This window comes from Rhodococcus sp. MS13, assembly GCF_013277835.1.
Taxonomy (GTDB): Bacteria; Actinomycetota; Actinomycetes; order Mycobacteriales; family Mycobacteriaceae; genus Rhodococcus_F; species Rhodococcus_F erythropolis.
In genome coordinates, this window is sequence record NZ_VBTL01000014.1 from 60,921 (window position 1) to 85,329 (window position 24,409).

At 63.3% G+C, this 24,409-nt stretch carries 25 protein-coding genes; 19 read left to right on the forward strand and 6 right to left on the reverse strand.

Annotated features, from left to right (window positions below; translation table 11 throughout):
- Positions 1-25 precede the first annotated feature (25 nt).
- The 5 genes from FEZ59_RS28640 to FEZ59_RS28660 all read left to right on the forward strand — a co-directional run bounded on the left by FEZ59_RS28640 (position 26) and on the right by FEZ59_RS28660 (position 4,716).
- The gene (locus FEZ59_RS28640; RefSeq protein ID WP_172933506.1) at positions 26-745 is read left to right on the forward strand and encodes a transglutaminase domain-containing protein; all 720 of its coding nucleotides are present in this window, start codon (positions 26-28) and stop codon (positions 743-745) included.
- A 29-nt stretch (positions 746-774) separates the two neighbouring features.
- Positions 775-1,632, forward strand: a complete 858-nt coding sequence (map, locus tag FEZ59_RS28645; RefSeq protein ID WP_042951658.1) for a type I methionyl aminopeptidase — start codon at positions 775-777, stop codon at positions 1,630-1,632.
- An 8-nt stretch (positions 1,633-1,640) separates the two neighbouring features.
- A complete protein-coding gene (locus FEZ59_RS28650; protein ID WP_172933507.1) occupies positions 1,641-3,152 on the forward strand; it encodes a cobyric acid synthase in 1,512 nt (503 codons plus the stop codon).
- Positions 3,153-3,236: 84 nt separating this feature from the next.
- Entirely contained in the window at positions 3,237-3,806 is a 570-nt protein-coding gene (locus FEZ59_RS28655; RefSeq protein WP_019748032.1) for a sigma-70 family RNA polymerase sigma factor, read from the forward strand.
- Positions 3,807-3,882: 76 nt separating this feature from the next.
- On the forward strand, positions 3,883-4,716 hold the full coding sequence (locus FEZ59_RS28660; protein ID WP_172933508.1) for an ANTAR domain-containing protein: 834 nt from the start codon (positions 3,883-3,885) through the stop codon (positions 4,714-4,716).
- Here FEZ59_RS28660 and FEZ59_RS28665 read toward each other — a convergent pair.
- Positions 4,713-5,138, reverse strand: coding sequence for a DUF6069 family protein (locus tag FEZ59_RS28665; protein ID WP_172933509.1), 426 nt, complete (start codon positions 5,136-5,138; stop codon positions 4,713-4,715). The genes FEZ59_RS28660 and FEZ59_RS28665 overlap by 4 nt on opposite strands.
- A gap of 88 nt (positions 5,139-5,226) precedes the next feature.
- Positions 5,227-6,096, reverse strand: coding sequence for a PhzF family phenazine biosynthesis isomerase (locus FEZ59_RS28670; RefSeq protein ID WP_230091136.1), 870 nt, complete (start codon positions 6,094-6,096; stop codon positions 5,227-5,229).
- Positions 6,097-6,217: 121 nt separating this feature from the next.
- Between FEZ59_RS28670 and FEZ59_RS28675 the strand changes: the two genes are divergently transcribed.
- From FEZ59_RS28675 to FEZ59_RS28685, 3 genes are read left to right on the forward strand one after another with little or no spacing between them, the layout of a single operon-like run.
- A complete protein-coding gene (locus FEZ59_RS28675) occupies positions 6,218-6,679 on the forward strand; it encodes a PPOX class F420-dependent oxidoreductase (RefSeq protein ID WP_172933510.1) in 462 nt (153 codons plus the stop codon).
- 49 nt (positions 6,680-6,728) lie between these two features.
- Positions 6,729-7,346: a TetR/AcrR family transcriptional regulator gene (locus FEZ59_RS28680; RefSeq protein ID WP_346343255.1), complete on the forward strand. Its 618-nt coding sequence runs from the start codon at positions 6,729-6,731 to the stop codon at positions 7,344-7,346.
- Positions 7,343-8,149 (forward strand): enoyl-CoA hydratase-related protein, encoded by an 807-nt coding sequence (locus FEZ59_RS28685; protein ID WP_172933511.1) that lies wholly within the window; start codon positions 7,343-7,345, stop codon positions 8,147-8,149. Before FEZ59_RS28680 ends, FEZ59_RS28685 begins: the two co-directional genes overlap by 4 nt.
- 34 nt (positions 8,150-8,183) lie before the next feature.
- On the opposite strand, the gene FEZ59_RS28690 is transcribed toward FEZ59_RS28685, so the two are convergent.
- Positions 8,184-9,215: a phosphotransferase family protein gene (locus FEZ59_RS28690; RefSeq protein ID WP_172933512.1), complete on the reverse strand. Its 1,032-nt coding sequence runs from the start codon at positions 9,213-9,215 to the stop codon at positions 8,184-8,186.
- Complete coding sequence (locus FEZ59_RS28695; protein ID WP_021343973.1) at positions 9,208-10,353, reverse strand: hypothetical protein; 1,146 nt, start codon at positions 10,351-10,353, stop codon at positions 9,208-9,210. The genes FEZ59_RS28690 and FEZ59_RS28695 overlap by 8 nt, the downstream gene beginning before the upstream one ends.
- 27 nt (positions 10,354-10,380) lie before the next feature.
- On the opposite strand from FEZ59_RS28695, the gene FEZ59_RS28700 reads away from it, so the two are divergent.
- Positions 10,381-11,109 carry a helix-turn-helix domain-containing protein gene (locus FEZ59_RS28700; protein ID WP_346343256.1) on the forward strand — a complete coding sequence of 243 codons (729 nt, stop codon included), beginning with the start codon at positions 10,381-10,383 and terminating at the stop codon, positions 11,107-11,109.
- A 224-nt stretch (positions 11,110-11,333) separates the two neighbouring features.
- Positions 11,334-11,879, forward strand: coding sequence for a hypothetical protein (locus tag FEZ59_RS28705; protein WP_003942671.1), 546 nt, complete (start codon positions 11,334-11,336; stop codon positions 11,877-11,879).
- Between the two features lie 77 nt (positions 11,880-11,956).
- Here FEZ59_RS28705 and mtr read toward each other — a convergent pair whose 3' ends face one another.
- Both mtr and FEZ59_RS28715 read right to left on the reverse strand, forming a co-directional pair.
- On the reverse strand, positions 11,957-13,333 hold the full coding sequence (mtr, locus tag FEZ59_RS28710) for a mycothione reductase (RefSeq protein ID WP_070386967.1): 1,377 nt from the start codon (positions 13,331-13,333) through the stop codon (positions 11,957-11,959).
- Positions 13,330-14,379 (reverse strand): alpha/beta hydrolase, encoded by a 1,050-nt coding sequence (locus FEZ59_RS28715; protein WP_020907416.1) that lies wholly within the window; start codon positions 14,377-14,379, stop codon positions 13,330-13,332. Before FEZ59_RS28715 ends, mtr begins: the two co-directional genes overlap by 4 nt.
- 146 nt (positions 14,380-14,525) lie before the next feature.
- Between FEZ59_RS28715 and mqo the strand changes: the two genes are divergently transcribed.
- The 9 genes from mqo (at position 14,526) to FEZ59_RS28760 (ending at position 24,381) form a co-directional block, all read left to right on the forward strand.
- Positions 14,526-16,064 (forward strand): malate dehydrogenase (quinone), encoded by a 1,539-nt coding sequence (gene mqo, locus FEZ59_RS28720; protein WP_003942820.1) that lies wholly within the window; start codon positions 14,526-14,528, stop codon positions 16,062-16,064.
- A gap of 11 nt (positions 16,065-16,075) precedes the next feature.
- Positions 16,076-16,552, forward strand: coding sequence for a GNAT family N-acetyltransferase (locus FEZ59_RS28725; protein WP_003942808.1), 477 nt, complete (start codon positions 16,076-16,078; stop codon positions 16,550-16,552).
- 224 nt (positions 16,553-16,776) lie between these two features.
- Positions 16,777-18,738: a magnesium chelatase subunit D family protein gene (locus FEZ59_RS28730; protein WP_070387002.1), complete on the forward strand. Its 1,962-nt coding sequence runs from the start codon at positions 16,777-16,779 to the stop codon at positions 18,736-18,738.
- A gap of 21 nt (positions 18,739-18,759) precedes the next feature.
- Positions 18,760-19,374 (forward strand): cob(I)yrinic acid a,c-diamide adenosyltransferase, encoded by a 615-nt coding sequence (cobO, locus tag FEZ59_RS28735; protein ID WP_019748043.1) that lies wholly within the window; start codon positions 18,760-18,762, stop codon positions 19,372-19,374.
- Entirely contained in the window at positions 19,368-20,744 is a 1,377-nt protein-coding gene (locus FEZ59_RS28740; RefSeq protein WP_070386968.1) for a cobyrinate a,c-diamide synthase, read from the forward strand. Before cobO ends, FEZ59_RS28740 begins: the two co-directional genes overlap by 7 nt.
- 13 nt (positions 20,745-20,757) lie before the next feature.
- On the forward strand, positions 20,758-21,141 hold the full coding sequence (locus FEZ59_RS28745; RefSeq protein ID WP_003942729.1) for a cobalamin biosynthesis protein: 384 nt from the start codon (positions 20,758-20,760) through the stop codon (positions 21,139-21,141).
- A complete protein-coding gene (cobA, locus tag FEZ59_RS28750; RefSeq protein WP_007735001.1) occupies positions 21,138-22,364 on the forward strand; it encodes a uroporphyrinogen-III C-methyltransferase in 1,227 nt (408 codons plus the stop codon). The genes FEZ59_RS28745 and cobA overlap by 4 nt, the downstream gene beginning before the upstream one ends.
- A 107-nt stretch (positions 22,365-22,471) precedes the next feature.
- Positions 22,472-23,872: an MFS transporter gene (locus FEZ59_RS28755; RefSeq protein ID WP_242459965.1), complete on the forward strand. Its 1,401-nt coding sequence runs from the start codon at positions 22,472-22,474 to the stop codon at positions 23,870-23,872.
- A gap of 80 nt (positions 23,873-23,952) precedes the next feature.
- Positions 23,953-24,381 carry a CBS domain-containing protein gene (locus tag FEZ59_RS28760; RefSeq protein WP_007735005.1) on the forward strand — a complete coding sequence of 143 codons (429 nt, stop codon included), beginning with the start codon at positions 23,953-23,955 and terminating at the stop codon, positions 24,379-24,381.
- The last annotated feature ends 28 nt before the right edge of the window (positions 24,382-24,409 follow it).

Consider the following 24,409-nt stretch of genomic DNA (forward strand, 5'->3'; position numbering starts at 1 on the left):
TCCGGTCGCGCACTACGGTTGAGACATGACGTGCGTGCTGCTCGGCGGAATCCGCCAAGGTGACATCCGCCACGATGTGTCCGGTGGCGGTATAACCGCGACGCCGATTCTCGACTGGGGCCACGATGACGTGGCTCGCCTCTACGAGGACATTGCAGAAGGTGCGATCCAGTCGGCGCAGGAGTTCCTGGTGTCGGCGTATCGCAGCGTCGCTGCAAATATTCGGCCGGTGTACGGCCTCGACGACCGGCAACCCGTCTCGGTGACATTGAGCCGAGGACGCGGATCCTGCAGTCAGAGACTGGCTATCGTCGAAGCGTTGGCTCGCCGCCGAGGTATCGCCACGCGAGTTCGCGGTCTCGTACTTCGTGGGGAGTTCTGGTACCCGAGATTTCGGCGTCTACATGCGGTGATTCCGAAGTCAGTGCTGCTGGCGTGGCCGGAATTTCTGGTCGACGGACGCTGGCAGGACATCTCCGAGATCGTTTCACCTGCGGTGGTCTCAGCGCTCGAACCGTTCACGAATACCGGCGAGGAGACACTGTTCGACGCGATCGGACGCGCTCCGATCAGTTGGGGCAAATCAATTTCGTGCGATTGCTTGGACTTCTCCGAATTCGTCGACCGTGATCTGGGCACCTTCGAATCTCGCGACAAGCTCTTCGAGGAATTCGGACAGACGATGTCGACCCCCATCAGAATTCTCGTCGATCCGGTTTTCCGGAACTGGAGTGCATCCGGCTGACGCGCGACGCGAGGTCTAGGCTGTTCTGCATGTCTGTGCGTACCCCATTGGTCCCTGGAACCGTCTCTCCCGTCCTCGCTGTGCCCTCGAAGATCGAGCGGCCCGAGTACGCGTGGAAGCCGACCGCCAAAGAGGGCAACGAGCCCTGGGTTCAGACGCCGGAGACGATCGAGGCGATGCGCATCGCCAGCAAGATCGCTGCCGGCGCGCTGCAGGAAGCCGGCAAGGCTGTCGCTCCCGGTGTCACGACCGACGAGCTCGACCGCATCGCACACGAGTTCATGCTCGACCACGGCGCATACCCGTCGACGTTGGGCTACAAGAGCTTTCCCAAGTCGTGCTGCACGTCTCTCAACGAGGTGATCTGCCACGGAATCCCCGACTCGACCGTGATCCAGGACGGAGACATAGTCAATATCGACGTCACCGCGTACATCAACGGAGTGCACGGGGACACCAATGCGACGTTCCTCGCCGGTGACGTGTCCGAAGAGAACCGCTTGCTCGTCGAGCGCACACACGAGGCAACGATGCGGGCCGTCAAAGCCGTCAAGCCCGGCCGCGCGCTCAACGTGATCGGACGCGTCATCGAGTCCTACGCCCATCGGTTCGGGTACGGCGTCGTCCGGGACTTCACCGGACACGGAATCGGCGAGACCTTCCACAACGGCCTCGTGATCCTGCACTACGACGAGCCCGCGGTCGAGACGATCATCGAACCGGGCATGGTCTTCACGATCGAACCGATGATCAACCTCGGTGGTATCGACTACGAGATCTGGGAGGACGGCTGGACCGTCGTCACCAAGGACCGTAAGTGGACGGCGCAGTTCGAGCACACCTTGGTGGTCACCGAGACCGGTGCAGAGATTCTCACCCTGCCTTGAGTTCGGCGATGCGCGGCGCTCTTCTGGTAGCCGGCACTACTTCCGACGCAGGCAAGAGCGTTCTGGTAGCCGGATTGTGTCGCATGTTGGCGCGTCGAGGCGTCCGAGTGGCGCCGTTCAAGGCACAGAACATGTCGAACAACTCCGTGGTCACGCTGGACGGCGGAGAGATCGGCCGTGCGCAGGCACTTCAGGCGCGGGCATGCGGTCTGGAGCCGAGTGTTCGATTCAATCCAGTGCTGCTCAAGCCGGGGAGTGATCGCACTTCGCAACTGGTCGTTCGGGGCAAGGCGATGACCACGGTGGGTGCTCGCGATTACATGCAGCATCGGCAGTGGCTTCGCGCCGTCGTGGCCGAAGATCTCGAATCGCTTCGATCCGAGTTCGACGTCGTGATCTGTGAAGGCGCCGGTTCACCGGCCGAAATCAACTTGCGCGCAACGGATCTTGCCAACATGGGATTGGCTGAGGCTGCGCAGATTCCGGTCGTCGTCGTCGGTGACATCGATCGCGGCGGCGTCCTGGCCCATCTGTTCGGGACCGTTGCTGTGCTCTCGCCGAGCGACCAGGCATTGATCGCGGGATTTGTGATCAACAAATTCCGCGGTGACGTTGCACTGTTGGAACCCGGACTGGATCAACTGTGCAGCCTCACCGGTCGACCCACTCTCGGAGTGATCCCGTTTGCCGACGATCTTTGGCTCGACGCCGAGGATTCGCTTGGCGTCACCGGCAACGCCCCGGTAGGGCGCCCTGGCCCACCCGTCGGTTCGGCCTGGCTCACCGTTGCTGCGGTTCGGCTCCCGCGCATCTCCAACTCGACGGATGTCGAGGCGCTGGCATGTGAACCGGGCGTGGCAGTTTCGTGGGTGACCGATCCGTCGCGGATCCGCGACGCAGACCTCGTGGTGATCCCCGGTAGTAAGTCCACCGTGAGTGACCTCGAGTGGTTGCGGAGTACCGGCCTGGCTGACGAGATCATCGCCCGAGCGGGCCGCGGGCAGGCAGTGCTGGGAGTCTGCGGCGGATACCAGATGCTGGGTAATTCGATCGTCGACGACGTCGAATCAGGATCAGGGATCACCGCAGGACTCGGTCTGCTGGACCTCGACATCGAATTCGCTTCGGACAAAGTGCTGGCGCAGGTAACCGGTTCCGCCGACGGTATCTCGGTGTCGGGGTACGAGATTCATCACGGACGCGTCGTGCGCAACGGGGACCGCCCATTGCTGGCGGACTCGGGCGGTGTGCCGGAAGGCAGTGTGCGAGGGTCTGTTCGAGGGACACACTGGCATGGTCTCCTGGAAAGTGACGACTTTCGGCGCAGCCTGCTGCGTGAGATCGCGGTTCCCGGTTTTGTTGCTGCACCCGACACCTCGGTTGCCGCGGTGCGAGAACAACAACTCGACCTTCTCGCTGATCTCGTCGAGCAGCACCTCGATCAGGATCTACTCGAGAAACTGATCAACGGTGGGGCGCCTGTCGGGCTTCCCGTCATTGCCTCCGCACTCGAAGCCTGAGAGCGCTCCCGCGGGCGTCGACGTGGACGCGGTAGAATAGCCAGGCCTCACTCCCGCGACGGCTCCCTAGTAGGAGTGTGCGCGGTGACAGATCAATTCGACGGCTTGCTTACCGACTTCAGTGACGAGGTGCTGGTCGACTCGGCAATGCTCGGCGATCATGCGGCCTTCGACGTCATCGTTCGCCGATACGGCCCGCACTTGTATCGATTTGCCCGTCGACTCGTCACCAGTGAGAGTGACGTCGACGACATCGTCCAGGAAACCTGCGTTGCCGCCTGGCGCCAACTTCCGAGGTTTCAGCGGCGCTCGAGCATCAAGACCTGGTTGTTCGCGATCTGTTCTCGCAAGATCTCGGATGTCCATCGAAAAGTCGGCTCCTGCGCCGCCGATGTGGACGGACTTCGGGACGAAGTCGATACTCGATTGCGCGATCCGAGCGAGGAAGTATGCGGCACAGCATTTCTCGACGCTCTTGAAGCCGAACTCGATCGTCTACCGCTGCGCCAGCGCGCCGCCTGGGTCTTGCGGGAAGTCGAGGGCATGACGTATCCACAGATCGCAGTTGTCCTGGAACTGAGTCCGGACGCGGTTCGTGGCCAACACACTCGGGCGAGGCGGAATCTGGGTCTCGCGCTCGACCGATGGCGATGACGACTCGGCGGTTTGCCGGGTTCTGTCACCGAACTCACTCTCCTGACGGCCCGGGTAGCTGGAAGAATGCTTCGTCGTGGATACCGCTTTCGACCCCAGAGGCTTCGACCCGAGAACCGAGGATTCGGTGCCGTCGGTAATGCCGGACGATGCGACGGCAACGGGTGCTGACGTCGCCGTCGAGGCTGCGGAAACTCGGCTGACTGCAAGCGCGGTCCGGGAGTTGCTGGCAGCGCTCGGAGGAAGTATCGGCGACGAGGACGAACTCGTGGTTTTGCTCCAGCGCGCCGTCGAAATCGCGAACGACGCCATCGAGGGCGCCGACAGCATCGGCGTCACCATCGATCTGGCCGGGCAGACCTACACCGCCGTTCATACCGATTCGCGGACTCTGCGTGTCGACATCGAGCAATACGACGCCGGCGACGGACCATGTCTGCACGCCGCTCGAACCGGTGAAACCGTTGTCGTCGATGCCGAGACCAGCGCGGCACGCTGGCCGCGGTTCGCGGCGGCGGCGAAGGACGAAGGGATCAAGTCCTTTCTCGCGGCGCCGCTCTTCACGCCGGATCAGCGACTGGGTTCGTTCAACCTGTACGGACGCGCCTCAGCGGCATTCGACCGCGTCGACGCGGATGTCATGGAGATTCTCACGACAACGGTCTCACGCGCGATCGGCGACTTCTCTCGTTTCAAGTCCGCCAGGGCGGTGGCTGATGCCTTGCAACGTGCGCTCGAGACCCGGGCGCCGATCGAACAGGCCAAAGGCATGCTGATGGCCATCCATCGGATCGACGCCGACACCGCATTTCACATGCTGCGCAAGCAGTCTCAGACGACGAATACCCGGTTGCGCGACGTGGCGGCCGAGATCGTCGAGACGTATTCGGCGCCGCCTACCGCTGTCTAGTTCGAGGGGGACTGACGTACAGCCTCGAGCGCGACGACGACGCCCGCGGCGACAACCACGTGCATCAGCGCGAGCATGACCGTGCTGGCGGCGTCGAAGTCCGCGGCAATGGTCAAAGCGATGGTGCCGAGCGCCACGACTGCACCCACGATCTGGGCGATGCGGATGATCGGCTCCCACTTCAGTGAGATCAACATTGCGACCGACAAACCGACCAGCAGTGGCACCACCGTCAATGTGATGACCCCACCAGGCGCGACGCTCGCCGGCTTTCCCTGATCTGTCATCTCGAAGGATCCGCCCAATGCGAGGCCGATCAACCACAGGATCAGATTGACGACGAGAGCAATTACCGTGGCGCCGAGTACGGCACGTGGCTTGGTGACGTGGAGGTTGTGTGCGGTTGACGTGATTGCAGACATGGTGTTCTCCCGGTTCGATGCGATGGTCTTGTGACGTCGCTCTGGTGAATAGACCCGCCGGCGGGGAGAAACTCATCGCTGAGGTTGACTATTGCCCGTCGACGACGGGCACTGCGGTGCCGGTGACCGAGATACCGCCGTCGACTGGGATGTCGACTTCGAGCACACTGGGACGCCCGACGTGTCGGCCCTGGTGGATGGTGATCCGCCGCGGAGTGGCCGCGGGTTCGAGTTTGCGCAGGTAACCGCCGGTCGATGCCGCTGCGGACCCGGTTGCGGGATCCTCGACGATGTTTCCCACCGGAAACAGATTTCGGGCTTCGAAGGTGTTGTCGTCGAGGGGATGCAGGATCGTCACCGTGCCGGCCCACCCCTGCGCGTCCATCAGAATTCGCATTGCGGATGGATCGAAGGTGAACTCGTCGAATGTCGACTGATCACGAAGTACGACGATCGGGTGAGTGTTGCCGGCGTACGACAGCATTGCGGGATACCGCGCGTCGAGCGCAGACGAATCGACGCCGATGAGCCCGAGCAGCGCTGTCAGCACGGCGTGATCGATCGGCGAGACCGACGGTTCGACGCTGGTGAAGGTCGCGGTGGACCTTCCGTCCTCGTCGGTCGCCGTGTCGATGGATACCGGTCCGATCGGTGTTTCGAATGTGAAGGTTCCGTCGCCGTCTCGTTCGGTGAGAGCGATGGCCGTCGCAATAGTGGCATGACCGCAGAACGGTACTTCGGCGATAGGGGAGAAGTACCGGATCCGGCTGTGGCGCGGGTTGCCTCCGAGTTCCGGTTCGATGAGGAACGCCGTCTCGGCATACCCGACTTCGGCTGCAACGGATTGTAATTCGGGGTCGTCGAGCCCGCGGGCGTCGAGCAGCACGCCGGCGGGATTACCGCCGGCCGGATCCGAACTGAACGCAGTCAGTCGGAGGATGTCGTGAGAAGTTGCCATGTCGACCATCTTTGTCCGCTGTCGTCCATCGGGGGAAGAGACATCGCGCGATTGCGGTCCGCGATCTTCGAACTGGACTGCCTCCGGAACAAACCGGCCGCATGGCGTCGTTGGTGCAGATATGAGCAATGACACAGACACCGCCGAAGCGTTGTTCGCACTCGTGGCCCAGGGAAAACAAGGCGTGCTGGCAACCGTCAAGCGTGACGGCCGCCCACAGTTGTCCAACATCATTTACCGCTGGGACGGCGAGTCGAAGACGGCTTCAGTGTCCATCACAGCCGATCGCGCCAAGAGTAAAAATGCGATCCGCGATCCGCGGGTTTCCCTCCACGTCAGCGCGCCCGACTTCTGGAGCTACGCCGTGATCGAAGGACTTGCCGTGGTGACACCCGTCGCGGCCGATCCTCACGACGAAGTGTCTGACGCACTGGTCGAGCTGTACCGGGACATCAGCGGTCAGGAGCATCCCGATTGGGAGGAGTACCGCGAAGCGATGGTTGCGGAGCGTCGACAGATCCTCACGGTGCGCGCTGATCACGTCTACGGAATGACGAGGCTCCCCAAGCCGTCCGGTACCTGAACTGCGTTCGTTCAGGTAGGAAGATAACGTTACGAGTTAATATGTAACGGTGAAAACCGAGTCTCCCGCCCGTATCGGACGACCACGCGACCCAGGCAAGGACGAGGCTGTGCTGCTTGCAGCTCGCACACTGCTGGCCGAAGTCGGGTATCAGCAGACGACCATTTCGGCGATTGCCAGGACTGCCGGTGTCAATACGCCGGCCATCTACCGTCGCTGGTCGTCACGGGAAGCCCTGATCGAAGAAGCAGTGCATGGACCGGGCGGACATCCGTTGCCTCGGTCGACCGGTGATTTGCGGGTGGATCTGACGACGTGGGTGCACATCTTCCTGGTTCGCGCTGCCCGACCCGCGGCGCGGGCCGGAGTTCCTGGCCTGCTTGCCGATTCGCGGACGGTGGAGGCGCGACAACGTCTATTGGCTATCGGTGCACCGGTTCGTGCAGCGTTTCAGGATCTGCTGGACGACGCGGTGAGGCGTGGTGAGATCCCGGCAGGTGCGGATGCGATGTTCTTGTTCGACCTGCTGGCCGGGACGACGACAATGCAGGGGTTGACCCGTGGGCTCGAGGGTCAGGACCGCTTTGTAGATGCCCTCGCACGATCTCTGTACGTCCTGGCTGCGCATCCGGCCGATGCCGTCGGGCCGGAAGCGGTGGGGCAATGATCTCGGTTTCGGTGGACGGCGGCGTTGCCGTCGTGACCCTCGACAGGCCTGACAAACGGAATGCCTTCAACAAGCACATGGGTCGAGACTTGGGGCAGGCGTACCGAAAGCTCGACGAAGACGATTCCGTTCGCGTGATCGTGCTGACCGGTGCGCCACCAGCATTCTGCGCGGGTGCAGATCTTGGCGACGGCGCCGGCACCTTCGATTCACCTGACGGCGAGCAGTTTTCGTCATCACCGGTGGATCCGCCGGCGTTCGAGTTGCGAAAGCCGGTCATCGCAGCGGTGAACGGACATGCGATCGGAATCGGCCTCACCATCGCGATGCAGGCCGATATCAGAATCTTTGCAGCTGACGCCAAGTATGCAATTCCGCAGGTTCGCCTCGGTGTGTTGCCGGATGCGATGGCGCATTGGACGGTTCCGCGCATCGCCGGAATGGCTGTGGCCGCCGACATCCTTTTGACTGGAAGGACGTTCGACGGAGCCGAGGCAATCGCGCTCGGGTTGGGTAGCCGTTGCCTGCCCGCTGACGAAGTGCTTTCGGCGGCGTTGGTGATCGCCCGAGACATTGCGACGAACACTGCACCGATGTCGGTGGCACTCTCGAAGCGACTGCTCTGGCAGAGCCAGAGCAGCAGCTGTCGACCAGAGACGGTGGCGGCCATCGAAACGGACCTGCATCTACGCGTCATGGGGAAGCCGGACGCGGTGGAAGGTGTTCGTGCATTCATGGAACGGCGCACGCCTGTGTGGGTTTCGCGCTTGTCCGCCGAGTGGCAGGAAATCCCGTCGGAATGATTCGGGAGCCTTGCGGAGAATCACACGCGGACGACTACGCGTCTAGCAGCAACTGTTCGAGACGATGTTTGCAGAACGCGGTGATATCCGTATGTTCGCCGAGTTGGAGATGCGTGGACAGGCGCAGGAGCGGAACAGCGAGCAGAACCGCAGCGAGTACCTCGTTGAACAAAAGGTTCTCGACCCTCCAGCCGGTCAGTTCCTCGTAGCGGGCAATGGTCTCTTCTCGGCTGGGAGTGCCTGGCAAAGGTGTGTGTCCCTCGAATTTGCTACACGCCCAATCGAGAAACAACAGCCAGGCGAGGTCGGACTCGTGATCGCCGAGGTAGGCCATCTCCCAATCGAGAACCCCGGCGATCGACTGGTCCGGACCGTAGAGGATGTTCGACATCCGGGCATCGCCCCAGCACAGTGTCACATGTTCGGGTTGGTAGATGTTCTCCCTCATCCAGGCCAGTGCTTTGTCGAATATCGGCGGTAGGTCCGGCGATGCCCAACGAACGGCCCAGTCGAGGTAGTTCACCGCCTGTTCGACCGGATGTGTGCCGAACTTGGGGTAGGAGAGGAATCCGAGTTCGAGCTTGTCCGGGTCCAAGCGATGAATCTGCGCAATCGTCTCGACGCATCCCCACCACATCTTCGCTCGGCCTGCCTCATCGGCTTCGAAGTATGTTCCGGCACTGTGATACGACGGAAAGTCGCTGGGCGCCTCGGCATTACCGATGCGGTCCATGACGTAGTATGGGCTGCCGAGTGGGTTGTCACCGCTGTCGATCCACCGAACGTGGGGGACTGCGAGGTCGGACTTCGCGAGCCTTTGTGTCACGAGGAACTGGCGGCGGAGATCGTAGTCGGGGAACAGCGAAACCTCCGGTGGACGCCGGAAAACAAAACCACTCGACTCGCCAGTGGCGCCATCGAGGTCGAACAGGTATGTCTCCGTCGAGAATCCGCGTTCGGTGCGCTTGAAGTTGACGATCTTGGCGCCTCGAGTACCCGGAATGTGCTCCCGGACAAGTGGTTCAAGGGCGGGTGCGATGTCTTCTGCGGCTGTTCGGTCAGTCATTGTTCGTACCTGTCCGTGTGTTGCTCCAATCGGTGTACCCGTAGCGGGGATTCACGCCCATGAAGACCATTTCCACGAGCCCGTATCCGACTTTGTCTCCCATGCGGACCTCGCACAGCGTCTCGCTGAGCATGCTCACCTGCCGGATTTCATCGAGGTTCGTGATGTCGACGGTGAAGCTGTCGCTGAAGTCCTTGCCGCGGTACATGCCGGAGGCGTACCCCCGGTACTCGTCGTAACCGGCCAGTCCGGGCCAGAAATCGCACACTGGATTCACCTCGATCACGTCGGTGGTCCGGTCCGCTCGGTGCACGGTGAAAGTGCCGGATTCGACCACCCGCATGTCGTCACGGAATTTCAGGTCGTGCTCGACGTCGATGATCGGTAGCGCGTCCTTGCCGGAACCGATCGGGAAGAGCACCTCGCCCTCGAACTGCCAGCGCGCGCCGGTACTGGTTTCGCGCTGCGCGAAATGCACTACCTCGTCGTCGAATTGGAATATCCCCATGTAATAGAGGACTCCGTCCGGAACCTCGGACGGCTGCAGGTTCGCGCCCTCGGACAGACTGCCGCCGCCACCGCCGTGTCGTACGCCCCACGAGTGATCGCGGCCGAACCACCAGTTGTCGGGATCGATGTCGATGCGGGTGCCGTCGATTTCGATCCAACCCGTGATGGTGCCGTTCTGGTAGAAGCGTCGGGCGTCTTCGCGAACGCGGCCGCGCGTGCGATGGAACGCTGCCGTCTGCTCGTACACCGGGAAGTCGCCGTGGAAGTCGAGTTGCAGGCTCAATCCGTGTTCGTTTGCGTCGACCGTGGAACGTACCTGGCGGAGTGGTTCGACGATTTCATAGGTGTACGGCCCCACACTCCACGCTGCCAGTCCTCCGGTCTGAGGGTTCAACTCGGTGGACAGGCGCACCACGCGGGCTTCCTCACCCTTGCGCGTCACCATCGCGTAGGCGTCGAGGACGTTGCGGTTCGGGTATTTGGCCAGTCCCGTCATGATGCTGATCTCGCCCGTTTTGTCGAAGCCGTACATCACGATGCGTTCGGTCCAGCGCAGGTCACTTTGGGAGACGTGGTCGAGTGTCGTCGGGAGTTGATGAATGAGTAGTTCGTCGTGCGGTGTGATCACAGTCGGTCCTTGTGTCGACGGAGTGGGGTGTTCACAATCTATTACGGAGCGCTACGCAACGTAATGGTTTTCGGCGAAACCGGTCGGGTACTGTCCGCAGTTGTGGACGAACGCAAAGATCGACGCATCGGCACCGTCGGAGTCGGGCGCCCTCGAGATCCGCAGGTGGACGACGCCATCCTCACCGCCGCCCGCGAGTTGCTGGCGGAGCAGGGTTACCAGAAGACCACGATCACAGCCATCGCGCGAAGGGCTCAACTGGGCACTGCCGCAATTTATCGGCGCTGGGCGACCAAGGAATCCATCATCGAGGATGCGGTCTTCGGAATGCAGGATGCGGCGCTACCGGCGACCACGTCGAATTTGCGTGAAGACATGCAGGCCTGGACGAGATGGTTCCTCGCGAGAGTTGCCGAACCGGCAACGCGCGCAGCGATTCCCGGCCTGCTGTCGGCCTACCATCAAGAAGACGGCGCCTACGAACAACTGGTTCGGAGATCGGAAGACCCGGCCCGGCTCGCGCTCGCCGAGCGCGTGCGTGTCGAATTTCCCGAGCGGTCCGACGCGGAAATCGCGTCGACCGCCGATGTGGCCTTCGACATTCTCGTTGCAACCACCATCGTGCGGGGCCTCACGAGTGGCCTCGCCGACGGTGACGCGTTCTGCGCGCGCACTGCGGACGCACTGGTTCTGCTGGTTACGTCGACGGGAACCGAGATCAGCCGGAACCGAGATCAGCCGGCAATGAGGGGCTGACCGAGGCGCTTCCTCCGGTCAGGCGCTCGGTGCTTCGCCCACCCCCCACTCGAGCGAACGGTACGTCCGTCGCCTCAGATGCGCCGAAAGCCACTTTCGCTCAGGGGAGAGGCGGTGCAGAGCGAACAAATCGGACTCGCCGGCGGTGGTGAGAATGTATGAGTGGTCATACTTCTGTCGACTCCAGGGTCCTCCACAGTGTGGATCGCGTACCGTTTCCAGACATGGAATTGACTCGAGTAGCGGTGGGCAGTGGTTCGTGCACCGTTCGGATCGACGGGCCGGTCAGCAAGCATGCGGTACTCCTGCTCCCCGGCAAGGGCGACCCCGTCGACTTGTACGACGATGTGTGTGAGCGACTGCACCATTCGGATCTGCGGACCGTCGCGGTGGAATCGATCGAGAATCTCGACGAGACCTCGGCAGTGGTACTTCTGGACGAGTTGAACATCGCCTGGGTGAATCTGGTCGGTCACCGGGAGGGCGCCGATCTCGCGTGGCTGTTGGCTGCACGTCAGTTCGGCCGCTTCGCGAGTTTGATCGCCGTGGACCGTGGACATCCGTCGGCCAGCGATATTGCCGGCGTACCGCCGGTCGAGGTTCCGACCACCGTAGTCGTGGGCAGTGGAGGTCGGGCCATCGCCGACGCCAGCGGTCGTTTCGTGTACTCCGACTTCCGCGTGACGGAACTTCCGGGTGTCGACGACGTCGTCAAGTCGGCACCGGCCGAACTCGCAACCGAGATCGTGCTGCGTACCAGCCCCTGGTGAAACTCTGACCTACGAAAAGGCGGGCACTCCCACTGTGCGGAGTGCCCGCCTTTTCGGCGTCATTAGGGCTGCGGGGCTCAGATGTCGAGGCCGAGCAGCGCGTTCTCGACCACTTCGGCCAGGGCCGGGTGGATCCAGTACTGGCCACGCGCCATGTCCTGAGCTGACAAACCGAAGCTCATCGCCTGGATGAGGGGCTGGATGACGGTCGGAGCCTGAGTACCCATGACGTGGGCACCGAGGATGCGTCCGGTGCCGCGCTCGGCGATCACCTTGCAGATGCCTTCCTGATCCTCCATCGCCCAGCCGTACGCGACGTCGCCGTATGCCTGCACCTTGACGGTGATGTCGAGTCCGGCGTCGCGAGCCTGCTTCTCCGTCATTCCGACGTCGGCGATCTGCGGGTCGGTGAACACGGCTGCCGGCACGAAGCGGTGATCGGTGCTGCGAAGCTCGGACGTGTCCTTCCAAGCGTCCTGGAGCAGGTTGTGCTGAACAACGCGCGCTTCATGGTTGGCGACGTGCTTGAGCTGGTACGGCGACGAGACGTCACCGAGTGCGAAGACGCCCTCGGCGGTGGTGCGTTGGTATTCGTCGACCACGATCGAGCCCTTGTCGTCGAGTTCGACGCCGGCCTTGTCGAGACCGAGTAGGTCACCGTTCGGCTGACGACCCACCGCGACGAGAAGGACGTCACCGGAAACGACTGTGCCGTTTGCCAGTTCGACGGCAATGTTGTCGCCGTCGCCGCGTACCGACGTGAGGGGGGAGCCCAGATGGACGTCCCACTTCTGTTCGGCCAACTCGGTGAAGCGCTCGGAGATCTCGTCGTCGAGGTGCCGCAGCAGTCTCTGGCTGCGACCGATGATCGAGACGCGAGAACCCAACGCGGAGAACACGTGTGCGAACTCGGTGGCGATGAATCCGGAGCCGACGATCACCAGGTGCTCGGGAAGTTCGGGCAGTCGCATGATGTCTTCGTTGGTGTAGTACTTCACACCGCTCGACGCGATCTCTTCCGGGATGATCGGACGCGAACCGGCAGCGATGACCACCTGGTCGGCGGTGATCGTCTCGCCGGTTCCGGTGTCGATCGTCTTGTCGCCGGTGAACGTGGCGTGGCCGCGGTAGACGGTGGTGTTGGGACTGTCTTCGCTGCGGTACCGCTCACCACCTGCGGAAATGGGATCGATGCGGCCGAAGACGCGCTTGACGATGTCGGACCAACGGACGCCGTCGAGCGTGGCGTCGACGCCGTACTTCTCGGCAGTGGTGATGGTGCGTGCCACCTCGGCGGCGTAGACGAACATCTTGGTCGGGATACACCCGACATTGAGACACGTTCCGCCGAAGGTGCCCTCTTCGAGGATTGCGATCTTCTTGCCGTCGAACCGCTCGTCGGGCAGCGAGTTTCCGGATCCGCTGCCGATGATTGCAAGGTCGTAGTGCGTCACTGCGCGATCTCCTGTGTGTTGCTTGCTGTGCTTGCCGAACTTTCTGCGGCCGGAGTGAGGTGGCCGTCGAGCCACTCCAGCCACAGGTCGAGTTCGGAAAAGGCTGTGGCCAAGGGCTTCTCGGTCGAAAGAAACACGTCGTGACGGGCGCCGTCGATCGGGACGATGGTGGTGCGATCGCCGAGGCAACCCGCCCAGCGTGCGATCTGCTTGACGTCGAGAACGGAATCGGCGAGGTCGACGCTCGGGTTGTACGCCTTGGCGAACTGCGACTTCTTCGAGCGCAGAATCAGCGCAGGCACTCCGATGTCGAGGCCGCGGTGAAGTTTCGCGTGACCCGCTCGGACGGCCCGCATCCAGCCGAAGGTGACGGGGCAGCCGGCCAGCGGCTTCCAGTCGAGGTTGTAGTCCCACACTCCGTTTGCCGAAACATGAAGGCTGGAACCGTAAGTCGGTAGTCCGGTTCCCGGGATCACCGTCTTCGCCGATACTCGTCCGAGGGCGTCGATCGCGGTGGTTCCCACGTTACGAACCACCGAGGGGCCCTGAAGATCGAACCAGGGACTGTTGAGCACCAGCCCGCAGATTCCGGCGCCGTCGCTGCCACCGGGCTTGCGCTGCAAACGGTTCAGCCACAGCGGAACGATCAGACCTCCGGTCGAGTGCGCCATGAGCAGCACCTCGCTCCCGTCGGTCTCGCTGCGGACGATGCGCAGCGCCTCGTTCAGTTCGGCGTCGTAGAGCGCAAGGTCGGAGACGTAGTGCGCCGTGTGTCCCGGCTTGAGGGATCGCCCGCACTTGCGCAGGTCGAGTGCGAAGAATGCGTAGCCCTGCTCGGCAAAATGCTCGGCCAGGTGCTTCTGGAAGAAGTAATCGGTGAATCCGTGCACGTACAAGACGGCACGACGTGTCTTCACCGCCTCCTTCCGCGGTTGGTAGCGGACCAGTGTTGCGTCCACCTCGCCTTCGCCGTCCGGATCCGTTCCGAGCGGGATCGTCAGCTGCTGATATCCGTCACCGAGGACGTCTGGAACCCAAGTAGTCACAAATCACAATCTAATCGTCGTTTCGGGTGCGCGTTGTAGAGCACAATTGGGGGTGGTGAACCGCGCGAGTACGCACGGGTAACCTATTCGGCGTAACACAGCAGGCGGATGCGCGCACGGCTAATGACAAGGAAGTCGATTCTCCAGTGTCGAATCAGAACGCGGTAGAGACGAAGACGGATGTAGTGCTCGTGGGCGCAGGCATCATGAGCGCCACGCTGGGTGCATTGCTGCGCCAGCTGCAGCCCGATTGGTCGATCTCGACCTTCGAGCGGCTCGATGCCGTCGCAGCCGAGAGCAGCGACCCCTGGAACAACGCGGGAACCGGCCACTCAGCCCTGTGTGAGCTCAATTACACACCTGAGAACTCGGACGGCACGGTCGACATCAAGAAGGCCGTCAACGTCAACGAGCAGTTCCAGGTGTCACGCCAGTTCTGGGCACACGCGGTAGAGCAGGGCGTCCTGACACAGCCCAAGGAATTCATCAACCCCATCGCGCACGTGAGCTTCGTTCACGGTGAGGCCAACGCCAAGTACCTCCGTGCTCGTTACGACGCACTTGCCGGCCACACGCTCTTCCGCGGTATGGAGTACATCGACGATCCGGCCGAGTTCAGCAAGCGTTTGCCGCTCATGGCCAAGGGACGCGACTTCTCCGATCCCATCGCCCTGAACTGGAGCCAGGACGGCACCGACGTCGATTTCGGAGCGCTCACCAAGCAGCTCATCGGCTACATCGGCAAGACCGGCGGCAAGATGTACTTCGGCCACGAGGTCACCAACCTGACCCAGAACTCGGACAAGTCCTGGACCGTCAAGGTCACCAACCGTCGCACCGGTGAAAAGCGCACCGTTCGCTCGCGCTTCGTGTTCGTCGGTGCCGGTGGCGGCGCCCTGCACCTGCTGCAGAAGTCGGGCATCAAGGAAGCCAAGGGCTTCGGTGGCTTCCCGGTCAGCGGTGCCTTCCTGCGATGCACCAACCCCGAACTCATCGACCAGCACAGCGCCAAGGTCTACGGCAAGGCTGCCGTTGGCGCCCCGCCCATGTCGGTGCCTCACCTGGACACCCGTGTCATCGGCAACAAGCCGGGTCTGCTGTTCGGTCCCTACGCTGGTTGGTCGCCGAAGTTCCTCAAGCAGGGTCGCGTCACGGACCTGCCCGGCTCGGTCAAGCCGAACAACATCCTCTCGATGCTCGGTGTCGGTGTCAGCGAGCTCGGCCTGGTCAAGTACCTGGTCAGCGAGCTTGCCAAGAACGAAGCCGGTCGCATCTGGGATCTGCGTGAGTTCGCGCCCAAGGCGCAGGCCCAGGACTGGGAACTCATCACCGCGGGCCAGCGCGTCCAGGTGATCCGCCGTGCCAAGGGCAAGGGTGGTGTCCTCGAATTCGGTACCGCTGTGGTCGCCGCTGAGGACGGTTCCATCGCCGGCCTGCTCGGTGCTTCGCCCGGTGCGTCCACGGCCGTCCCGGCGATGCTGGACGTACTCGAGCGCTGCTTCCCGACCGAGTTCCAGGGTTGGAAGGGCAAGCTCCGCGAGATGGTTCCGTCCATCGGCGTCAAGCTCACCGACAACGAAGGCCTGTTCAACCAGGTCTGGGATTGGTCCTCGAAGGTTCTCGAGCTCGATTCCGCCGGTGCTTCCGAATCGGCTCCGGTCGCGGATACCGCCGCGACTGTGTGATAGTCCAACCCATGACGGCAACAGCAGCTTTGAAGCGTTCATGGGCACTCGATCTCGACAACAAGACGTTCTACGAGTTGTTGAAGCTTCGAGTGGAGGTCTTTGTCGTCGAGCAGGCTTGCCCGTATCCCGAGTTGGACGGGCGGGACCTGCTGACGGAAACACGCCACTTCTGGCTCGAGCAGGACGGCCAGGTGGTGTGCACGCTCCGGCTGCTCGAAGAGCACGACGACGGAAACAAGAGCTTCCGAATCGGACGCCTGTGCACGTCGCGTCAGGCTCGCGGCCAGGGCCACACGACCCGCCTCCTGCAGGCCGCACTGGCCGAGGTCGGCGAAGCGCCGTGTCGGATCAACGCCCAGACCTACTTGGTCGAGATGTACGCCAAGCACGGATTCAAGGCTGACGGCGAAGAGTTCATCGAAGACGGCATCCCGCACACCCCGATGCGTCGTGGTGGGGGAGAGCCTTTCGTGGCCGTCAGCTAGTTTGTCGGAGAATTGACCCTGGTCGGCTCGTGGGAAAGCGAGCCGACTAGGGTTTTTTCGATACCGAATGTTCGCGGGGAAGTCCTGTTCGATCCAGGCGCGGTCCCGCCACTGTGAAAGATCTCTCCTCTACCGATAAACCGGGAGATCTCAGCCAGGTTGCCGCGACATTCGAGTGCAGCCAAATTCTCGGCGAGGAAACCGAGAGGTGGAGGGATATCGACGTGCGAAGTGAAGAAGATCGACCAGTGGCGGGCTTCCCGTTCAGTGCTGTGGTCGGCCAGGATCAATTGCGATTGGCGCTGATCCTGTGTGCGGTGCATCCAGGGATCGGTGGGGTCCTGGTCCGCGGTGAGAAGGGAACTGCCAAGTCGACGGTCGTGCGCGCGCTGACTGCGCTGCTGCCCGCGGTCGACGACGCCGGAACGACACGACCGGCCCGCTTGGTCGAACTGCCCGTGGGCGCCACCGAAGACCGGGTGATCGGTTCGATCGACCTGGAGAAGGTTCTGCGTGACGGTGAGCGCGCATTCCAACCTGGACTGCTCGCCGCCGCTCACCAGGGTGTTCTGTACGTCGACGAGGTGAATCTGCTTCACGACCACCTGGTCGACGTGCTTCTCGACGCCGCGGCGATGGGCCGGGTTCACATCGAGCGTGACGGCATCTCCCATTCGCATCCGGCCAAGTTCGTACTCGTCGGCACGATGAATCCCGAAGAGGGAGAACTGCGTCCGCAACTTCTGGACCGTTTCGGTCTGGCTGTCGACGTCGCCGCTTCCCGCGACGTCGACATTCGCATGGAAGTGGTGCGTCGCCGACTCGACTACGAGCGTGACCCCGAGGCATTTGTCGCTCGGTACGTATCCGCCGATGAGGAGTTGGCGTCCGAAATCCTCACGGCGCGTGAGAAATTGGACTCGGTCGAGCTGAGCAACCGCGAACTGCGTCGTATCGCCTCGCTGTGTGCGTCGTTCGACGTCGACGGTATGCGCGCGGACTTGGTGCTGGCGCGCACCGCGACGGCCCACGCTGCCTGGCGCGGCGACAGTGAAGTCACTGCGGAGGACGTACGAGTAGCGGCGGAACTGACGCTGCCGCATCGCCGCCGCCGCGATCCGTTCGACGAGCCCGGCTTGGATCAGCAGCAGTTGGACGATGCGCTCGAGCAGGCCGACCAGGATGCTCAGTCGCAGGTAGAGGACGACTCGCGCGACGGAGAGCCCGAACCTCCCGAAAATCACGAAGACCGTGGCCCGGAAGATGGCGGCTCCGATGACGGCGGTCCCGGACACGAAGGGCCGGACGACGACGGGCCTGACGACGACGGCCCGGACGACCCTGACGGACCTGGTGGGGGAGTACGCGCCACCGATCGCCCCTCGGCTCCACCGGCCGGCGAATTCAAGGCCAAGCTCCTCGAAGTTCCGGGAGTCGGTGAAGGTGCACCGGGACGACGCTCGCGGTCCATGTCGTCCCGTGGACGAGTCGTGCGGTCCACGCGGGAACGTGGCCACGGATTGCATCTGACGAGCACGGTCTTCGCCGCAGCCGAGTCTCAAGTTGCCCGTGGTCGCACTGCTGGACGGTTGCGGCTGGCACCCGCTGATCTCCGCGGCGCGATACGTGAAGGGCGAGAAGGCAATCTGATCGTCTTCGTTGTCGACGCGTCGGGGTCGATGGCAGCACGCGACCGCCTCTCCGCGGTCACCGGTGCGGTTGTCTCGTTGCTCCGCGACGCCTATCAGCGCCGCGACAAGGTCGCCGTCATCACCGTCCGTGGTCGTGAAGCGGAGCTCGTACTGCCGCCGACATCTTCGGTGGACATCGCTGTCCGTCGCTTGCAGTCGATGCGTACCGGCGGCAAATCCCCACTCGCAGAGGGATTCCTGCGTGCTCGCGAAGTGGTTCTGCGTGAACGACTTCGTGACCCGCAGCGTCGCGCCCTCGTCGTCACGCTCACCGACGGCCGGGCTACCGGCGGCAAGGACGCGCTGCACCGCGCCCGCGTCGCCGCGCATCTTCTCGCCGACGCGTCCGTCGCGTCCATCGTCGTCGATTGCGAGACCGGCCTCGTGCGTCTGGGGCTGGCAGCCGAGTTGGCCCGAGAACTACGTGGCGGTTACGTCCGCCTTGCCGAATTGTCAGCGCAGCAGGTCGCGGGTGTCGTCCGCGCCGCAGCTTAGATCCCAGCTCAGGAGTTCACGATGCCCAAGGGTGTTCCCGAGACAGTTCCCGACGACGGTCTGACCACGCGTCAGCGTCGTAACGCGCCGGTACTTGCCGTGCACACCGGCCCGGGAAAGGGTAAGTCCACCGCCGCTTTCGGCATGGCGCTGCGTGCCTGGAATCAGGGGTTCGACATCGGCGTGTTCCAGTTCGTGAAGAGCGCCAAGTGGAAGGTCGGCGAGGAAGCCGCGTTCCGCGCGCTCGGAAACCTGCATGACGAAACCGGCGTCGGTGGGCCGGTGCAGTGGCACAAGATGGGCGAAGGTTGGTCATGGACACGCAAGGCCGGTAGCGAGGAAGATCATGCTGCTGCCGCTGCGGAGGGTTGGCAGGAGATCGCGAGAAGGCTTGCAGGCGAGGAGCATCGATTCTATGTCCTCGACGAGTTCACGTACCCGCTCAAGTGGGGTTGGGTGGACGTGGACGAGGTGGTGCAGACACTGCGCGATCGCCCAGGCAACCAGCATGTCGTCATCACGGGGCGTGATGCCCCGCAGGCACTGATCGACGCCGCCGACCTCGTGACCGAGATGACGAAGATCAAGCACCCGATGGATGCCGGCCGAAAGGGCCAACGGGGCATCGAATGGTAAGTCCTTCCACTCCGGCCGTGGTGATCGCTGCTCCTGCCTCGGGTAGCGGAAAGACCACGGTGGCAACGGGATTGATCGGCGCGCTGCGACGGTCCGGAAGCAGCGTTGCACCCTTCAAAGTGGGGCCGGACTACATCGACCCGGGTTATCACGGACTCGCGGCAGGACGGCCCGGACGCAACCTCGACACTGTTCTGGTGGGCCCGGATCGCATCGGACCGCTCTACCGGCATGGAACCGCTGGTTGCGACATCGCCGTGGTCGAAGGCGTCATGGGTCTGTTCGACGGGAAGATCGACGAGGCAAACTCGCAGCCGTCGGCGGAGGGATCGACGGCGCAGGTCGCGTCGATCCTCGGTTCGCCGGTAGTGCTCGTGATCGACGCCCGTGGGCACAGTCAGAGTCTGGCCGCCGTACTCCACGGCTTCGCGACCTACGACGCAGGTGTGCGCATCGGCGGCGTCATTCTCAATCGCGTCGGGAGCGCTCGTCACGAGCAGGTGTTGCGTCATGCGTGCGACAAGGTCGGCGTCGCAGTGCTCGGAGTTGTGCCACGGTTGACGGAACTCGAAGTTCCCTCCCGGCACCTCGGCCTGATTCCGGCGGCCGAGCACGGCGCCGCCGCTGTGGCCGCAGTGGATGCGATGTCCGATTTGATTGCCTCGCACGTCGATCTGGGTGCTGTTCGCGCACTGGCCGCCTCGAACGTGAGTGCAGCTGCATGGGATCCGGTTGGCGAGGTCGGCGCACACGCAGAGTCTCGGCCTGTGGTTGCCATGGCGGGTGGCCCGGCCTTCACCTTCGGCTACGCCGAGCACCGGGAGCTGTTGACTGCTGCCGGCGCGGACGTGCAGGTGTTCGACCCGTTGCGGGACGAGCTTCCTGCGGGAACTGCCGCTCTGGTCCTTCCCGGTGGCTTCCCGGAAGAACACGCGGTAGACCTTGCGGCCAATACCGTACTGCTGCAGCAGGTTCGCGATCTGGCGGACGGCGGTGCACCGATCCACGCCGAGTGTGCCGGTCTGCTCTACCTCGCTCGCAGCTTGGACGGTCACAGCATGGCCGGTGTGGTCGGAGTGGATGCGACATTCGGCAAACGCCTGACCCTCGGGTATCGCGAAGCAGTCGCGATCAGCGACTCCAGCCTCTTCGACGCAGGCTCCCGCGTCACCGGTCACGAGTTCCACCGAACGTCTCTCGTCTCGGCAGACGCGGACGGTTGCGGAAGTGCGTGGGGGTGGCGGCCCTGGGACGGCGGCAGTGTCCGCGAAGGGTTTGTTCGCGGCGGCGTCCACGCGTCGTATCTCCACACTCATCCGGTGGGGCAGCCCGAATCGATCGCGAAGTTCGTCGATGCCGCACGGCGATGACCTCTGTATAGGCGTGGGATTCACGACGAGTGTCACCGCGAAGGACATCGTCGCTGCGGTGAAGGCTGTGCCCGCGGCGCAAGGGAAGATCGTGGTACTCGCCACTGTGGCGGCAAAAGCTGAGTCTTCGGCTCTTCTGACAGCGGCCCATGAACTGAACGTCCCGATTGTGAGTTTCGCCCCGGACGTACTTGCGCGAGTTCAAGTTCCGTCACCATCGCCTCGCGTCGAGAACGCCGTCGGAACGGCAAGCGTCGCGGAAGCGGCTGCGATCCTCGCCTCCGGGGGCGGCCGACTTGTGCTGGCCAAGACTGCCAGGGATGGAGTGACCGTAGCCGCGGCCCGTAAAGTTCCCTCCAGCTTGACCAATTCTGACAACGAAACGGAGTGCGAGTGAGCGAGTCCACCGCAGACGAGACCAACTACCTGGTCGGCCTCAACCTGACCGATCGACGCGTGGTCGTGTTCGGCGGCGGCACTGTGGCTCAGCGCCGACTCGGACTGCTGGTCGCCTCTGGTGCCCGCGTTCACGTCATCAGTCGCGCGTTCACTCCAGCCGTCGAAGGTATGGCCACTGCCGGTCAGATCACGGTCGAAGAGCGCCCGTACGCCGACGGCGACCTCGAAGGTGCGTGGTACGCCATCGCCTCGACCGACGAGCCGGAAACCAATGCGGCGATCGTCGCCGAAGCGGAGCGTCGCCACATCTTCTGCGTGCGCGCCGACAACGCGAAGCACGGCACCGCCGTCACTCCCGCGAGCGCCGAGTACGACGGTATGAGCATCGGAATTCTGGCGGGCGGCGATCACCGCCGTTCGGCAGCAGTCCGCACCGCCGTCGTCGAAGGTCTTCAGTCGGGCGTGCTCGCCGATACGGCCGAGCCTGCCGCTGCGGGTGTTGCTCTCGTCGGTGGTGGCCCCGGTGATCCCGATCTGATCACCGTGCGCGGACGCCGTTTGCTCGCCCGCGCCGACGTCGTCGTGGCCGACCGATTGGCTCCGCCGGAGTTGCTCGCCGAACTGGGTCCGGACGTAGAGGTGATCGACGCCGCGAAGATCCCGTACGGCCGTGCCATGGCTCAGGAGGCCATCAACGCCGCGCTGATCGACAACGCGAAGGCAGGCAAGTTCGTGGTCCGCCTCAAGGGCGGGGACCCGTACGTCTTCGGACGGGGATACGAAGAACTCGAAGCGTGTGCCGCTGCCGGCGTTCCGGTGACCGTAGTGCCCGGAATCACGAGCGCGATCTCGGTCCCGTCGGCCGCAGGCATCCCGGTCACCCACCGCGGCGTCACCCACGAGTTCGTCGTCGTCAGTGGGCACGTGGCTCCGGATCATCCGGATTCGCTGGTCGACTGGTCGGCGCTGGCCAAGTTGCGCGGCACGATCGTGCTGCTCATGGCGGTCGAGCGCATCGATCAGTTCGCGAAGGCACTCGTCGACGGTGGACGCCCGGCAACCACGCCGGTCACCGTCATCCAAGAGGGCACGCTGCGCACCCAGCGTGAACTTCGGGCCGATCTGGCGACCGTTGCTCAGCGCGTCAAGGACGAGGAGATCAAGCCTCCGGCGATCATCGTGATCGGGCCGGTCGCGGGCTTTTCCGTCGACGCTGGGTAACGTGAAGTCTTGTGTCTGATTCCCCAACATCTGAAACCGCTTCGGCGAATGCCCCGGTAGCGACTCGAGTCATCGGGCTCGCCATCATCGTCCTGAGTGGTTTGCAGATGATGGTGGTGCTCGACGGCACCGTCGCGAACCTCGCGCTGGCGCCACTGCAGGCAGACCTCGGGCTGAGCGACAGTGGTCGTAATTGGGTGTTGACCTCGTACGCGCTTGCGTTCGGTGGGCTCATGCTCCTCGGCGGTCGCCTCGGTGACGCGTACGGGCGCAAGAAGATGTTCATCGCGGGAGTCTCGCTGTTCACGGTGGCGTCGTTGCTCTGTGGTCTCGCCCTGAACGAGGGCATGTTGATCGCAGCGCGGGCGCTTCAAGGTGTCGGCGCAGCCGTGGCGTCGCCCACCGCCTTCGCCCTTGTTGCCACGACTTTCGCCGCGGGTCCGGCTCGTAATCAGGCCATCGCGATTTTTGCCGCCATGACGGGCGTCGGATCGATCGCCGGTCTGATCATCGGCGGCGCATTGACCGAGGTGTCGTGGCGTCTGATCTTCCTCATCAACGTCCCGATCGGCATCGCGCTCGTCGGCATGGCGTTCCGCGCCCTTCGCGAGACGAATCAGACGCGTCTGGCTTTGGATGTCCCCGGCGCGATCCTCGCGACCCTCGGTTGTACCGGTGTTGTTTTTGCTCTCACCGAAGGCCCGGAAATGGGATGGGGGAGTATCGCCGTCATCGGTGCATTGGCGGCCGGATTGGTCGCCCTCGCCGCCTTCCTCTTCGTCGAGCGAACTGCGGACAACCCGCTCTTGCCCTTCTCGTTGTTCGCCGATCACAACCGTGTCGCGACGTTCCTCGCCATCTTCTTCGTTGGTGGCGCGATGTTCAGCATGACGGCCTTCGTCGCGCTGTTCGTGCAAGACATCATGCAGTATTCGCCGTTGCGTGCCGGTATCGCGTTCATTCCGTTCGCGTTCGGATTGGGCGCCGCCGCGTCGGTTGCTTCCAAGCTCGCCGTGAAGGTTCAACCCCGTTGGCTGGTCCTCACCGGCGTCGTGATCATGATCGTCGGACTCCTCTACGGATCTACTCTCGATTCCGATTCCACCTACCTGGCCAACTTGTTCGTGCCCGTGATCGGGATCGGATTCGGCATCGGCCTCGCGATGGTGCCCTTGCCACTGTGCGCGATCGCCGGTGTGCCGGAGACCGAGATCGGCCCGCTGACGGCCATCGCTCAGGTTGCCCAGACCCTCGGTGGGCCACTGGCGCTGTCGGTGATCGGTGCGATGGCGACGTCGAAGACGCTCTCGCTCGGCGGCACTTCGGGCAAGGCAGCGGACATGAATCCGGCGCAATTGATCGCACTCGGAGAGGGATACACCTTCGCACTTGTGGGCTGCGCGGTCTGCGCGGTGTTCGCCGGTATCGCGGCGCTGTGCATCAGGTTCACACCTTCTCAGGTAGCCCAGGCTCAGGCTGCGGAGAAGGCAGCTCAGGGAATCGCCTGATCAGTCCTGTTTTTCCGCTTCGCTAGCCGATACGATCGTTGCAGGACGTGCCGAGAGTCTCGACGAATCGGGGTGCCGTGATGCGGATCGCGGACATATTGCGAAACAAGGGCAACAGCATCGTCACGATCGACGCCCATACGACGGTCAACGGGTTGCTGTGCGATCTTGCCCGCCACAACATCGGAGCCATGGTGGTGGTCGACGACGACGCGGTGGTCGGCATAATCTCCGAACGCGATGTCGTTCGACGCCTGCACGAGCGTGGCCCGGACCTTCTCGGGATCCAGGTCTCCGAGGTCATGACCGCTCTGATGTACACGTGCGTTCCGGCAGACGCGGTAGACAGCATTGCCGCGATCATGACCGAGCGTCGAATCCGACATCTGCCGGTGATCGAGGACGGCAACCTCCTCGGCATCGTCAGTATCGGTGACGTGGTGAAGAGCCGCATCGACGAGCTCAAGAGCGAACGCGATCAGCTCGAGTCGTACATCGATCAGGGCTGATCGATAGGTTGTCGCACGGTGACTACTC

What these genes read in the sequence shown, in the direction of transcription:
- FEZ59_RS28705 (WP_003942671.1), top strand. Translation starts at nt 11,334, where the DNA reads ATGGAATTGACTCGAGTAGCGGTGGGCAGTGGTTCGTGCACCGTTCGG.
- FEZ59_RS28675 (WP_172933510.1), top strand. Translation starts at nt 6,218, where the DNA reads ATGAGCAATGACACAGACACCGCCGAAGCGTTGTTCGCACTCGTGGCC.
- FEZ59_RS28640 (WP_172933506.1), top strand. Translation starts at nt 26, where the DNA reads ATGACGTGCGTGCTGCTCGGCGGAATCCGCCAAGGTGACATCCGCCAC.
- FEZ59_RS28725 (WP_003942808.1), top strand. Translation starts at nt 16,076, where the DNA reads ATGACGGCAACAGCAGCTTTGAAGCGTTCATGGGCACTCGATCTCGAC.
- cobO (WP_019748043.1), top strand. Translation starts at nt 18,760, where the DNA reads ATGCCCAAGGGTGTTCCCGAGACAGTTCCCGACGACGGTCTGACCACG.
- FEZ59_RS28690 (WP_172933512.1), bottom strand. Translation starts at nt 9,215, where the DNA reads ATGACTGACCGAACAGCCGCAGAAGACATCGCACCCGCCCTTGAACCA.
- FEZ59_RS28670 (WP_230091136.1), bottom strand. Translation starts at nt 6,096, where the DNA reads ATGGCAACTTCTCACGACATCCTCCGACTGACTGCGTTCAGTTCGGAT.
- FEZ59_RS28760 (WP_007735005.1), top strand. Translation starts at nt 23,953, where the DNA reads ATGCGGATCGCGGACATATTGCGAAACAAGGGCAACAGCATCGTCACG.
- FEZ59_RS28755 (WP_242459965.1), top strand. Translation starts at nt 22,472, where the DNA reads ATGATGGTGGTGCTCGACGGCACCGTCGCGAACCTCGCGCTGGCGCCA.
- FEZ59_RS28685 (WP_172933511.1), top strand. Translation starts at nt 7,343, where the DNA reads ATGATCTCGGTTTCGGTGGACGGCGGCGTTGCCGTCGTGACCCTCGAC.
- FEZ59_RS28650 (WP_172933507.1), top strand. Translation starts at nt 1,641, where the DNA reads ATGCGCGGCGCTCTTCTGGTAGCCGGCACTACTTCCGACGCAGGCAAG.
- map (WP_042951658.1), top strand. Translation starts at nt 775, where the DNA reads ATGTCTGTGCGTACCCCATTGGTCCCTGGAACCGTCTCTCCCGTCCTC.
- FEZ59_RS28665 (WP_172933509.1), bottom strand. Translation starts at nt 5,138, where the DNA reads ATGTCTGCAATCACGTCAACCGCACACAACCTCCACGTCACCAAGCCA.
- FEZ59_RS28740 (WP_070386968.1), top strand. Translation starts at nt 19,368, where the DNA reads ATGGTAAGTCCTTCCACTCCGGCCGTGGTGATCGCTGCTCCTGCCTCG.